Raw genomic sequence first — 11877 nt, forward strand, 5'->3', positions numbered from 1 at the left:
TAAGAGACAGCCCCGAGTCCGTCCCCAAGACCGTTCCGGGCCGACGCGATGACGGCGCCGGTGGCACGCCCCGCGACCGGCACGCGCACCCCGGCCTGGTCGCGGCCGTGGCGGAGTGGTCGGCGCGGCACCGCGCCCTGGCGATCACCGGGTGGCTCGCGCTCGTGGTGCTCGCCGTGCTGGCCAGCGCGACGGTGACGGGCGACCGGGCCCGTTCCACCGACCCCGGCGAGGCCGGTCGCGCCCAGCAGTTGGTCCGGGCCCAGGACGGCTTCGACTCCATGCGGGAGAACGTGCTGCTGCGGCCTCGGGACGCCGACGGCGAACGGCCGTTCGCGGACGACCCCGAACTCCGGGCGGCCGTCGAGGACCTGGTGGCCGAGGTGCGAGCGATCCCTGACGCGGTGCGGGACATCGGATCGCCACTGGCGGCGAACGGGGAGCGCTGGCTCTCGCAGGACGGCGGCGCCGCCCTCGTCACCGTCGAGGTGGCCGGCCCCGACGAGGAGTTCGCGGCGCACTACGACGCCGTCGTGCGCGCCGTCGACGAGGTCCGGGAGCGCCATCCCGAGGTGTGGATCGCGCAGGCGGGTGATCGCAGCCTCTCCTCGGCGGTCGACGAGGGCATCAAGGACGACATGAGCCGGGCCGAGCGCACCTCGCTGCCGCTCACGCTTCTCGTGCTGCTGGCCGTCTTCGGCTCGCTGATCGCCGCCGGAATACCGCTGCTGCTGTCGCTGACGACCCTGGTGGCCGCGTTCAGCCTGCTCCAGGTGGTCAGCCTCTGGGTGCCGTTCAACAGCGCCGCGTCCGCGATCGTGCTGCTGATCGGCATGGCCGTGGGCATCGACTACTCCCTCTTCTACCTCCGCCGGGTACGGGAGGAGCGGGCCGCAGGACACGAACTACGTCAGGCACTGCGGATCACGGCCCGCACCTCGGGGCACGCGATCGTTGCCTCCGGCCTGACCGTGATGGTCTGCATGGTCGGGCTGCTGTTCACGGGCGTGGACGTCTTCAAGGGGCTCACCGCCGGAACGCTGCTGGTGGTCGGCCTGGCCGTGCTCGGCTCCGTGACGGCGCTGCCCGCGCTGCTCGCGACGCTCGGCGGCTGGGTCGACCGCGCCAGGATCCCCTGGCTTGGCCGGCGCCGGGTGGCGGCGAACGAGTCACGGCTCTGGGGCAGGATCGCGCGGGCGGTCGTCCGACGGCCCGTCCTGGCCGGCGTGACGACGGCCGCCGCCCTGGTGGTGCTGGCGCTGCCCGCGCTCGGGATGCGGCTCCAGGACGCCGCGGTGACCGCGAGCCTGCCGGCCGGCGCCTCGGCCGCGGTGGACGCCGCGCGGGAGATGCAGCGGGAGTTCCCGGGAGCCGCGACCGCGGCCCGCGTGGTCATCGCCCCGGTGAACGGCGCGTCGGCGGACACCCCCGAGGTGCGGAGCGCCGTCGAGGCACTGCACGAGCGCGCCGCGGCCAGCGGCGGCGCGCTGCGCGAGCCGATCACGGCCACGCCGGTCGGCGACGCCCTGGTGGTACGCGTGCCGCTGGCGGGCGCCATCACCGACCCCGTCGCCGACCGGGCCCTGGAGACGCTGCGTGACCAGGCGCTGCCGGCCACCATCGGCACCGTGGACGGCGTGGAGTACGCGGTCGCCGGCAGGACCGCCATGCCTCACGACTTCGCGGAACAGGTCAACAGCCGGACCCCGCTCGTCTTCGCGTTCATCCTCGGGCTCGCGTTCCTGCTGCTCGCGGTGGTGTTCCGGTCGTGGACCATCCCGTTGATGTCGATCCTGCTCAACCTGCTGTCCATCGGCGCCTCGTTCGGCGTCCTGACCTGGGTCTTCCAGGACGGCAACCTGGAGTCGACGCTCGGCTTCACGTCCTACGGCGGCGTGGTGAGCTGGCTGCCGCTCTTCATGTTCATCATCCTGTTCGGCCTGAGCATGGACTACCACATCTTCATCCTCAGCCGGATCAGGGAACGCTGGCTCGCGGGCGCCGATGCACGCACGGCGGTGGTCGACGGCATCGCCGCCAGCGCCGGCGTCGTCAGCAGCGCGGCACTCATCATGACCGGCGTCTTCACGGTCTTCGTGACCCTGTCCGCCATCGAGTACAAGATGATGGGCCTCGGCATGGCCCTGGCCATCCTCCTCGACGCCACCGTGGTACGCGGCGTGCTGCTCCCGGCCGCGATGTCCCTCCTCGGCAACCGAGCCTGGCACCGCCGCCCCACACACTGATCGCTCCCCGCCTGCCGGCTGCGACAGCGCCCCACCGTGTCGTGTGTCGGGCGCTGTCGCAGCCGGCCCGGCCCCTCCCTACCTCTGTTGAGAAGAGCACCGTCGCCGCTCATGTTCTCGCTCCTCGTGCGGCACGGTCACCGGCGTCGGCTTCGCCTCGATGGGCGTCGACCAGATCGACGGCCTGGTCAAGGTGCGGATGGTCCGGCAGCGCGAGAAGCTGTTCGAGACTCCCAACCCGCTGGAGTGCGACTGCCTGATCACCCAGGCCGCGCTCGAGTTCCAGGTTGGTGGGCCCGAGGTGCACCGGAGGCAACTCCAGCACCTCCTCGACCTGTCGGAACACCCGGCCGTGACCATGCGGGTGATCCCCTACGCCAAGGGTGAGGAGGGCTGCCAGATCTCCGGCTTCAGGATCCTCCAGTTCCCGGGGGACCAGGTGCCCGACGTGGCATTCGGCGAGTCGGTCGCTGGTAGCCTGACGATGGACGATCCCCGCGACCTGCGCCGCCTGCACCGCCTCTTCCGGGGCCTGACCGATGTCGCGCTCACCCCGGTTGAGACCCGCGATCTCGTGGCACGCATCAAGGACAGGGAAGACTGATGGACAAGGACGACCTGTACACAATCGACCCCGCGACGCTCGTCTGGCAGAAGAGTAGCCTCACCGCCAACAACGGAGAGTGCTTCGAGCTCGCGCCCCTCCCCGACGGCGGCGTGGCGGTGCGTGACTCGAAGAACCCCACCCGCCCGCACCTGTGCTTCACGGCCGGCGAGTGGGCCGCCTTCAAGGGCGGCATCGCGGAGGGCGACTTCGACAACCTGTGAGGTGGGCTACCGGCGCGGCCGCGATGTGATGAGGGAGCACAGCTGATGATCAGGCAGGTCGACCTCACCAACGCGGCGTGGACACGGAGCCTTAGGCAACAGCGGCGACAACTGCCTTGCGATGGCCTTCGGCAGCGGTATCCAGGACAGGCGGCGAGACCTGCCCCCCTGACGTGGCGGCGGGTCTGTCGGTGTCATGAGGAACGGGGCACACCCGTCCCGTGTTCTCCAGCCGGTGCCCGGCTCGTCTGCCGGCTCGCGGCGACCGCCTCCGTGTAGAGCTCACGAGTCAGATCGCGTTCCTCGATCCCGAGTTCGGCCAACACCTTTCGGATGTCGCTCAGCGCCGCCGGCAGATCGTCGTCCCTCTCGACCAGCGTTTCCAGTTCGAGGTAGTCACCCTCGACCTCCGGAACCCGCACGAGCGTTGCAGCATGCGCCGGCCAAACGCCTGGAACTCATAGTTGCGGCAGCGTTTTTCGAAGGCGATGGCGGGCTGGTAGCCGAGCCCACGCAGAATGGCGTGCAGCGCCTCGACCTCGGCGACCTCGGTCTCCTGCTCCGGCTTGGACCCGGAGTCGGCGTCGATCACGGCACCTTTGAAGGTGAGCACCGAGCGCACTCCCTGCGCGCTCTCCACCGTGCGCACGCGGAGCTCGTGGTCGCGCCCGCCGAGAGTACGAGCGCCGTCGTCGTAGTACGTGTCCCGGTACCGCTCGACACGCCCAGGCCCGCGCCGCTCAAGCCGCTCCGCGACACGCTCCGGGTCACGCACCCGCGCCTCCAGTTCGGCTTCGATCACGCCGCCCCCCTGATCCGCATCACCCGTCCGTCCGAACGATCGGCGTTCAACGTCCGCCACGCTCGATGGCCTCGAAGACGTCCGCGTCGGTCTCCCGTTGCCAGGCTGGCAGTTCGTCCCAGTCGGCCACGTAGCCTGGCTTGGGCTCACCTGGATAGTGCTTCGCCACGCCGACGATCCACGCCTCACGAAGGATCCGACCAGCCTCGTCCGTCATGTTCGGTGTTTCCCTCTCTCGTCTCATCGCGCCGCCATGAGGAGTGACGCGTGACATCCACGCGGGGCTGGTCTGCGGCGCCCGTCAGCCAACGCCGTTCTCATCGCCCCGGTCGAGGAGCATGACGTCGTGGAGGGCGGCCCCGTCCCACGGGTGGGCCTCGCCGACCTTCCGGTAGCCCCACGAGCGGTAGGCGGCCTGGGCCGCCGGCACGTCGGGCCTGGCGTTGAGCAGCACGCGTTGCTCGCTGGCGCCGTTGAGGACGGTGTCGTGCAACCGGCGAGCGATGCCTCGGCGCCGCCACGGGGCACGGACGGCCAACTCGATGAGGCCGAACGTGCGGCCGCCGTTCTCCCGGCGCACTCCGTCCGAGACGGGGGTGGTCAGCCGGTCCCACCAGCCGGTGCTGGCGCTGAGCGGATAGCCGTAGGCGATGCCGACCGGCGCACCGTCGCCGGTTATGGCAAGCGCGGCGCGGAACGTCGCCTTGCGGCACTGCGAGCGGAACCGGCGCGCGTTGGCCGCCACATCGGCCGAGGTCTTGAGGTACGGCGGCTCGGCGAACGCCTCCGCGTACACGAGCATGAACGCGTCCTCGACGGCCGCCGCCCCCGGGCCGTCAAGGGCGTCGACGCACACGAGGGAGTTCACCAGGCGCCCCCAGCGCGTCACGGATCCGGTCCACCGGGCCCCGAGCGACCGCCGCGCCCGTGCCGGTGGCGGCACCGGCGAAGTCGTGCAGCCGCCGGCGCAGCCGGCGACTCGACACCCGGCCGCAGGCGTCGAGCACGCCCGTCACCTCGGCACACGCCTCTTCGACGTCGCCGACGTCAAGCAACGTCTGAGCCAGCCGAGTTCGGTACCAGGCGGTGTTACGGGTGTACCCCCCGCCGAGACCGTCGACGGCTGCGCGCAGGAACGGCAGCGCTCTTCGGGATTGGCCCGCTCGCCGGTGCCATGCGGCGGTGGCGTAGTCGATCTCGACCTGGCCGGCGAACCTCGCCCATCGCGGCACGTCCCGGTCGCCGTCCGTACGGGCCTGAAAGGCCATGGCGCGGCTCAGTGCCCGACGCGCGGTCGTCAACTCCCCCGCGCGGTTCGCCGCGTTCGCCTCCCGTAGCGCGATGACGAGATGCACGGTGGCCCCCGCACCGGCATGACGGGCCAGGCTGTAAGCCCGCTCGACCGCCGAACGCGCCTCCCAGTCGTGGCCGGCCTCGACCGCGATCAGTGCGAGGGAGTTGAGCGCCCTCACCTGAAGGAGTGGACTGTCGACGAGTTGGGCGGCGGCCATGGCCTCCGCGCACGCCGCGCGCGCCTGGTCAAGCCGACGCCCGTATCCACCGTCGTAGGCGAACCACGCGCGATGACAGGCAAGTTCGCAGGCCATTGTCTGTAGGGCGTGGCTGACCTGGCCGGTGCACGCCCCCGTGGTGAGGGCGTGGGTGATCTGCCGCCGCAACTCCCGAGCACGCACCTGAGCCGGAATGCCGCCCTGGCGGTGATCGACCTCGTAAAGCTGCGCGAGACCGGCCTGAAGCCGACGCACATCGGCCATGCCGACCCGGAAGTCGGGCAGGTCGAGGAGGAGGGCCGCAACCGCCACACTCCCGGAGCCAGCGACGAACTCTCGACGCTTCACCTCTTCATCATGGCCGATGGAGAGCGCGCGGAGCCGCCGATGTGCGGGAACCGACGAAGCCAAGCTCCGTCAGCGGAACGCCAAAGTTCGCCTCCAGGACGACCTGTTGTGCCGGATGCGGCAACGGGGGCGGCAGTTCACGTTCCCACATCCGCAACTGCCGCACCGTCAGCGTCGCGTCGATGCCCAGCCGAGCGGCCTCCAGGGCGAACTCCGCCACGCATGACTGCTGGGTATGCCCCGCAGAACGCCGCAGTGCCGCCAGTTTGTTGGCTTCCGTCATGGCGGTCAGCCTCCCGTCCAGAGCCGGATCTGATCACGATATCCGAACGACACGGACACGGTAGGTGAGAAAAGTCCGCCCACGTGTCCGCCTCGTGCGGCCCTCTCGCACCGGCGAAGGCACTGGACTGGGTCCGAGAGGAACCACCACACGGTCGATCGGAGGACGGGGCGATGCGATCAAGCTCGACGCCCACCACACAGGCCAGACCCGACTCACTCACCAGGCGCGGGGAGCAGCGCGCGCGCTTCGGAATCGAGGCGGCGACGTGACGGAGAATCCCCTGTTTCGTTGGGGGGTCCACGAGCTCGTCGGCGAACGCGTTGTCGATCACGCCGGCCGCGTCGGCACGTTGGGCGCCGTCTTGGAACACACCGACCGAGCCACCGGCAACGTGCTCCGACGCGAGGCACACCTACGGCCGGTGGATGGCAGCGGATGGGAATGGGTCACGGATGCCGACACCCTTCGCCGCGTATGAACGACCGTGCGCGGCGAGAGCTCCCCGCGGTGGGCACCACCGTCCGCGACGCGCGATTGAACACGATCGGACGGGTCGTGGCGCACACCTGCGGAGGATTGTGGCTGCGCCCGCTGGACGGTGGTTGCGAGTGGGTGGCCTGCCCCGAAGACGTTGCCCCCGTCCGTCTGAGCGAGGCGCTGGGGCCACTGGTGGCCGAGGCGAACCGACGATCCGCGCGCCCCAGGTGAGGCCGCGTGCCTACCACGAGATGTCCGTTCCGGGCGTTTGGATTTGGCCGTCCCCGCCCGGAACGGCTGCACCACCGGCACGAGGAGAGTCCTCGCGCCTTCGGCATGGAAGGAACGGTAACCGACGTGCGCCTTGATCCGGGAGACGACGAGCCCACCGAGGGCGGACAGTCCGGCGGTTGCGGAGACGGCGACGGCTGTGGACGTCAGTAACCCGCACGACGGCCGGCCCTCGGAAGGGGGCCGGCCCCGCCCGCACATCCACGCCTACCGCTGGAGCGGCGACCGCCGCACCTACGACCAGGAAGGCCCACGCCGGCCCGTGTCACCGGCGTTCGCGGCGAACGGCTGCACGCCGATCGTGATCGCCAACTGGCTGCTGCGTCCCGCCCGCCACATCGCCGCGACGTTCCACGACACGGAGGACGCCGTTCGCTGGTTCGAGGAAGAGCTGGCGCGCGGCACCCGGCTTCGCCAGCCCGCAGGAGCGAGAACCGGCACGGATCGACGCCAAGCTGGCGCACGTCGACGCCACCCTCCGCCGAGGCGGCGACGCGCACGCCGCCTGGTATCTCCAAGGGACCGGCTACCTCACCCTTGACCTCATCAACTGCCGTGGCCCGGCGCCTTGTTGCCTGGGTGGGGAAGGGTAGGTGTGACCGGCCTCGGGTGAGTCCACAGTGGGTGACGGGAGTTCGACATGGGATATCGGCAGCTCGCCACCCGGCCCGTCGTCGGGTGGGGGCTCGTGGCCGTCGGGGCCCGGTTGCCGGTGGCCATGGCGCCGTTGGCGTTCGTCTTTCTCGTGCGTGAGCGGCCCGGTGGGTCGGCGCTGGGGGCCGGGATCGCCGCGGTGTACGTGATCGGCGAGGTGGTCGGGGCGGCCGTGCTCGGGCCGCGGCTGCGGCCGGTCCGGGCGCGCGGGCAGTTGGCCGGTGGCCTGGCCATCGGGGCGTGCGCGTTCGCGGCGCTCGGGCTGCTGCCCGACGCGCACCCCGTGGTGCTCGGCGCGCTCGCCGCGCTCGCCGGCGCCGCGCCCGCCGCGGCGCCCGGCGGGTTACGCGCCCTGCTGACGGCCCAGCTCCCGGAGGCGCTCGCCGTCACCGCGCTGAGCGCCGAGTCCATGCTCACCAACGTGGTCTGGGCCGTCGCGCCCGCGCTCGTCGGGGCACTCGCGCTGGGACTCGCCCCGCCCCTGCCGCTCCTGCTCGCCGCCGTCCTGATGGCCGCGGCCACGGCAGGTCTGTGGGCGCTGCCCGTGGGATGGCCGGCGGACGCCGGCGACCGGCGGGGCGCATCGATGGGGCGCACCCTCGCCGGCGCCTGGCCCATCTATCTCACCGGCGCCGCCGCGATGGCGCTGCTCGCGCTGGCCGAACTCGTCCTGCCCGCGCTGCTCGAACAGCGCGCCATCGGCGTCGGCTGGGCGGGGCCGCTGCTCGCCGGCTACTCGGTCGCCGCCGCCACCGGCGCCGTCCTCTACGGCGCGCGCGGCACCTGGCCAGGATCGTTGCGCGCGCAGAGCCTGGTCCTGCTGCTCGGCGTCACCGGGTGCGTGGCCTTCGCCGCCACGGCCGGCTCGCTGCCCTGGATCGCGGGCGCTCTCCTGGTCGCCGGGCTGCTCCAGTCCGGCGTGCAGGTGAGCCGGACCCTGGCGCTGCGCGAGGCCCTGCCGCCCAGCACGCACGCGGCGGCCTACTCGGTGCTGTACGCGGTGGTCGGCGTCGGCTACGCGGCCAGCGCCGCGCTGGCCGGCGCCGTGCAGAGCGCGGCGCCGCCGTCCGTCGCCGTCCTCGTGGGCGTGGGGCTCACCCTGCTGCTGGTCGCGGCCAGCGCCCTGGGCGAGCTGAGGGGCCGGCGCCCGGCCGAGCGGCCGGGCGCCGACCCGTCGCTGGCCGAGGGCGGCGGCTAGCCGGCCTGGCAGCTCGGGGTCAGCAGGGTCGCGGCCGGCCAGGGCGTGCCGCCCAGGCGGCCGGGGTGGCGCGGGCCGTGCACGTCAATGAAGGGGTGCCGAAAACCTCGACTGGGCAGTGTTGGCACATGACGACCGAGACATCGAGCAAGCCCACCAAGCCGCTTGACGACAAGGCGACGCTGGTGACCGGCGGTTCGCGGGGCATCGGGCGCGCCATCGTGGAGCGGCTCGCGCGGGACGGCGCGCGGGTCGTGTTCAGCTACGCGCGGGACGAGAAGGCGGCCGAGGAGGTCGCGGCGGGCGTCGCGACCGAGGGCGGCGAGGCGCACGCCGTGCGGGCGGACTTCGCCGAGCCGGCCGAGGTACGGGAGTTGCTGGGGCGCGCCACCGAACTGCTCGGCGGCGACCTCGACATCCTCGTCAACAACGCGGTGCTCGCCTTCACGCCGACGCCGCTCGTCGACACCGACGACGAGGCCTACGATCGGGCCCTGACGGTCAACCTCAAGGCGCCGTTCCTCACCATCAGGCACGCGGCCCGCACCATGCGGGACGGCGGCCGGATCATCAACATCTCCACTCTCAACACGGCGCGCCCCGCCCCCGGGATCTCCCTCTACGCGGCGAGCAAGGGCGGCCTCGAGCAGCTGACGGCCGTCGCGGCGGCCGAGTTGGGGCCGCGCGGGATCACGGTCAACACGGTCTCGCCCGGCGCCACCGACACCGACCTGCTGCGCGACACCAACCCGCCGGAGATCCTGGAGAAGTTGACCGAGCTGACGCCGCTGCGGCGGGTCGGCGAGCCGGCCGACGTCGCCGACGTGGTCGCGTTCCTGGCCGGCCCCGACGCCCGCTGGCTCACCGGCCAGAACCTGCGGGCCACCGGCGGCCTCGGCTGAGCGTCGTCGCGCGGACCGACGTTCGGACCGACGTTCGGGCCGTCGCGCGGGCCGTCGTACGGATCGGCGTTCGGACCGTCGTTCAGGCGAGGGGCACCGACGCGTCCGCGAGGCGGAGCCGCATGGCGCACTGGTCCTCGGCCTCGGCGACGACCCGCCGCCCCCAGTGGGCCGTGAGCCGCTCCGCGACCCCGACCAGCCGGCGGCGCTCCTCGGGCGTGTAGGCGGGGAAGGTGGCCCAGCCGCGGTCGGCGATCGCGTTGCCCAACTCGTGGAAGAGCACGTCGCGCACGCGCCGCTCCTCCTCGTCGCTCAGCGGGGTGGTCCCGCCGGATGCGGGCCGGGTCCTGACGTTGTAGAGGTCACGGATCACCCGAACGAGAGTACCCGCGGCGCCCTGCCGGCGCTGGGGCGTCGTCAGTCCAGGTAGACGGTGACGGCCATCGGCAGGTGGTCCGAGGCGTCGGTGTCGGTGAGGGCGAAGTCGCCGAAGGAGATGTCGCGGGCGCCGAAGACCCAGTCGACGCGGCGGGACGGGCCAACGGCCGTGTCGCGGTCCCGGAGTTCCGGGTCGTGCGCCTCGTCCTGGGCGCTGTGCAGGCCGGCCGCCAGCACCGCGTCGATCTCGGCCGAGCCAGGCTCGGCGTTGAGGTCCCCGGCGAGCACCGTGTGTGTGCCGTCGCCGGTGGCGCGCAGCAGGTTCTCGAAGACCTCGGGGAACGGGGAGCCGTGGGCGGTGACGACCCGGGCGGTCTCCCCGTCCGTGAGCCGGAGGTCGGCGGCGGCGTACGACCGGTCGCTCGCCAGGTCGCCGACCTCCGAGTCGATGACCGGGAGGCTGGTGAGGATGACGTTGCCGGACAGCCGGTCGCGCTCCGGCGACCAGACGGCGGTCACGTCGAGTCGCCGCTCAAGCCAGTCGACCAGGTCGAAACCGGCTGAGCCGGTGCGGCCCCTGGGGACCTCCTGGAGCAGCACGACCTGGGCGCGGGACGCGCGGATCGTGTCGAGGACCGCCTGCGGGTCGAGTTCGCCGTCCATGGCCCTGGCCTGGTGCACGTTCCAGCTGAGCAGCCGGTACATGCCGCCCGCGGTGTCGGTGGACAGCGGCTCGGGGCCGGCGCGCAGCGCGCCGGCCAGCGGCGGGGCGGCGAGCAGCAGGGTCGCGAGCACGACCGGCAGGAACGGGCGCGGCAGCGGCGCCTGAACGGCCAGGCGGCTGGCCGCCCAGGCCGGGCCGAGGGCAGCCAGGGTGGGCAACAGCCAGGTGGGGAAGGGTGGTTGGACCGGCAGGGTGACCAGCAGGGCGGCCAGCGCGGCGGCGGCCGCGTGCGCGGCGACGGGCCCCGGGAGCGGCAGCGGCAGGGCGCGGCGCAGGGTGACCGGCAGGACGGCGAGGGCGAGCACGGTGGCGGGCACGGCGGCCCACGGCAGCAGGACGACGGCGAGGACGGCCACGACGAGGACGACGGGCGCCGCCCACCGGGGCCCCGGCAGCGGCGACGAGAGGGCCGCGACGCCGAGCAGCGCGCCGGCGGCCACCCACAGGCCGGCCACGCCGACGGAGAGGCCGGCCTGGGCGCCCAGGTAGCCGGGCGAGGCGAGCACGGTGGCGTAGAGCCCGAGGGCGGGGCCGAGCAGGGCGGTGGCGGGGACGCGCCCGCGTATCTCGCCCCAGGGGGCGGCGGTGGCGAGCGCGCGGGCGGCCTCGGCCGGCGGGCGGAGCGGCCCGTCGGACGGGGTGGTCCGGTGGAGGTGCCGCGCGAGCGCACCGAGGACGACGGCCAGCGTCAGGGCGGCCGACCAGCCGGGGAACCCGCCGTACCGGACGGGGTCGAGGAGATCGAGCGGCAGCCGCAGCGCGATGTCGGCGGCCACGGCCAGGGCGACGGCGCGGCCGGTGCGGCGTGGTCCCGCCCGGTGGGCGGCGAGCAACAGCGTGACCAGGGCCACGGCGGTGGTCAGCGCGACGAGGAGCAGGCCGCGGAGGGCGGGGATCTGGAGCAGCAGCCGGAGCGCGGCCAGCGCGCCGAGGGCGGCGGGCAGGGCACGGCGCCGGCCAAGCCACCAGGCAACGGGGCCGGAGCCGAGCGCGGCCAGGGCGACCACGAGCAGCGTGCCGGCCGTCGCCGCGTCGCCGAACGCCGTCCCGGTGAGGCGGAGCGTCTCCAGGAGGACGAGGGTGGTGACCACGGCGAGGGCGGTGCGCGTCATGCTGCCGCAGGCTACCGGTCGCTAGGGCGGCGGCCCTTGGCCGGGGTTTCCGCCCACCCCGCACCTTCGCGCTGCCGCGCCGGCGCGCCGCCGGGGGCGGACGGCCGGTGATCCCCACCC

Annotated in this window: 12 protein-coding genes; 5 read left to right on the forward strand and 7 right to left on the reverse strand. The window is 73.1% G+C overall.

Translation table 11 applies throughout. The features are described 5' to 3' along the window. From E1265_RS25090 to E1265_RS25100, 3 genes are all read left to right on the forward strand, one after another. A partial coding sequence (locus tag E1265_RS25090) for an MMPL family transporter (RefSeq protein ID WP_243741091.1) occupies positions 1–2246 on the forward strand: 2246 nt, incomplete at its 5' end. A 160-nt stretch (positions 2247–2406) separates the two neighbouring features. Further along, a complete protein-coding gene (locus E1265_RS25095; protein WP_132933281.1) occupies positions 2407–2850 on the forward strand; it encodes a DUF5753 domain-containing protein in 444 nt (147 codons plus the stop codon). Continuing rightward, positions 2850–3074 (forward strand): DUF397 domain-containing protein, encoded by a 225-nt coding sequence (locus E1265_RS25100; protein WP_132933282.1) that lies wholly within the window; start codon positions 2850–2852, stop codon positions 3072–3074. The genes E1265_RS25095 and E1265_RS25100 overlap by 1 nt, the downstream gene beginning before the upstream one ends. A 340-nt stretch (positions 3075–3414) precedes the next feature. On the opposite strand, the gene E1265_RS25105 is transcribed toward E1265_RS25100, so the two are convergent. The 5 genes from E1265_RS25105 to E1265_RS25120 all read right to left on the reverse strand — a co-directional run bounded on the left by E1265_RS25105 (position 3415) and on the right by E1265_RS25120 (position 6018). Beyond that, a complete protein-coding gene (locus E1265_RS25105; protein WP_347877247.1) occupies positions 3415–3876 on the reverse strand; it encodes a class IV adenylate cyclase in 462 nt (153 codons plus the stop codon). Between the two features lie 46 nt (positions 3877–3922). Next, complete coding sequence (locus E1265_RS37280; protein ID WP_165953872.1) at positions 3923–4093, reverse strand: hypothetical protein; 171 nt, start codon at positions 4091–4093, stop codon at positions 3923–3925. A gap of 84 nt (positions 4094–4177) precedes the next feature. Continuing rightward, positions 4178–4678 carry a GNAT family N-acetyltransferase gene (locus E1265_RS25110; protein WP_132933291.1) on the reverse strand — a complete coding sequence of 167 codons (501 nt, stop codon included), beginning with the start codon at positions 4676–4678 and terminating at the stop codon, positions 4178–4180. 34 nt (positions 4679–4712) lie between these two features. After that, positions 4713–5699: a hypothetical protein gene (locus E1265_RS25115; RefSeq protein WP_132933283.1), complete on the reverse strand. Its 987-nt coding sequence runs from the start codon at positions 5697–5699 to the stop codon at positions 4713–4715. A 43-nt stretch (positions 5700–5742) separates the two neighbouring features. Next, entirely contained in the window at positions 5743–6018 is a 276-nt protein-coding gene (locus tag E1265_RS25120; protein WP_132933284.1) for a hypothetical protein, read from the reverse strand. A 1411-nt stretch (positions 6019–7429) separates the two neighbouring features. Between E1265_RS25120 and E1265_RS25130 the strand changes: the two genes are divergently transcribed. Both E1265_RS25130 and E1265_RS25135 read left to right on the forward strand, forming a co-directional pair. Then, positions 7430–8641, forward strand: a complete 1212-nt coding sequence (locus tag E1265_RS25130; RefSeq protein WP_132933286.1) for an MFS transporter — start codon at positions 7430–7432, stop codon at positions 8639–8641. Positions 8642–8769: 128 nt separating this feature from the next. After that, positions 8770–9543 (forward strand): glucose 1-dehydrogenase, encoded by a 774-nt coding sequence (locus E1265_RS25135; RefSeq protein ID WP_132933287.1) that lies wholly within the window; start codon positions 8770–8772, stop codon positions 9541–9543. 82 nt (positions 9544–9625) lie between these two features. Here the strand turns inward: E1265_RS25135 and E1265_RS25140 are convergent, their stop codons facing one another. Together E1265_RS25140 and E1265_RS25145 are read right to left on the reverse strand one after the other, a co-directional pair. Further along, positions 9626–9916 (reverse strand): hypothetical protein, encoded by a 291-nt coding sequence (locus E1265_RS25140; protein ID WP_132933288.1) that lies wholly within the window; start codon positions 9914–9916, stop codon positions 9626–9628. A 44-nt stretch (positions 9917–9960) separates the two neighbouring features. Beyond that, on the reverse strand, positions 9961–11757 hold the full coding sequence (locus E1265_RS25145; RefSeq protein WP_132933289.1) for an endonuclease/exonuclease/phosphatase family protein: 1797 nt from the start codon (positions 11755–11757) through the stop codon (positions 9961–9963). Between the last annotated feature and the right edge of the window lie 120 nt (positions 11758–11877).

Source organism: Streptomyces sp. 8K308 (assembly GCF_004348315.1).
Lineage (GTDB): Bacteria > Actinomycetota > Actinomycetes > Streptomycetales > Streptomycetaceae > Streptomyces.

Coding starts and splice junctions, on each gene's coding strand:
- E1265_RS25095 (WP_132933281.1), top strand. CDS start 2,407: ATGGGCGTCGACCAGATCGACGGCCTGGTCAAGGTGCGGATGGTCCGG.
- E1265_RS25100 (WP_132933282.1), top strand. CDS start 2,850: ATGGACAAGGACGACCTGTACACAATCGACCCCGCGACGCTCGTCTGG.
- E1265_RS37280 (WP_165953872.1), bottom strand. CDS start 4,093: ATGACGGACGAGGCTGGTCGGATCCTTCGTGAGGCGTGGATCGTCGGC.
- E1265_RS25110 (WP_132933291.1), bottom strand. CDS start 4,678: ATGCTCGTGTACGCGGAGGCGTTCGCCGAGCCGCCGTACCTCAAGACC.
- E1265_RS25120 (WP_132933284.1), bottom strand. CDS start 6,018: ATGACGGAAGCCAACAAACTGGCGGCACTGCGGCGTTCTGCGGGGCAT.
- E1265_RS25130 (WP_132933286.1), top strand. CDS start 7,430: ATGGGATATCGGCAGCTCGCCACCCGGCCCGTCGTCGGGTGGGGGCTC.
- E1265_RS25135 (WP_132933287.1), top strand. CDS start 8,770: ATGACGACCGAGACATCGAGCAAGCCCACCAAGCCGCTTGACGACAAG.
- E1265_RS25145 (WP_132933289.1), bottom strand. CDS start 11,757: ATGACGCGCACCGCCCTCGCCGTGGTCACCACCCTCGTCCTCCTGGAG.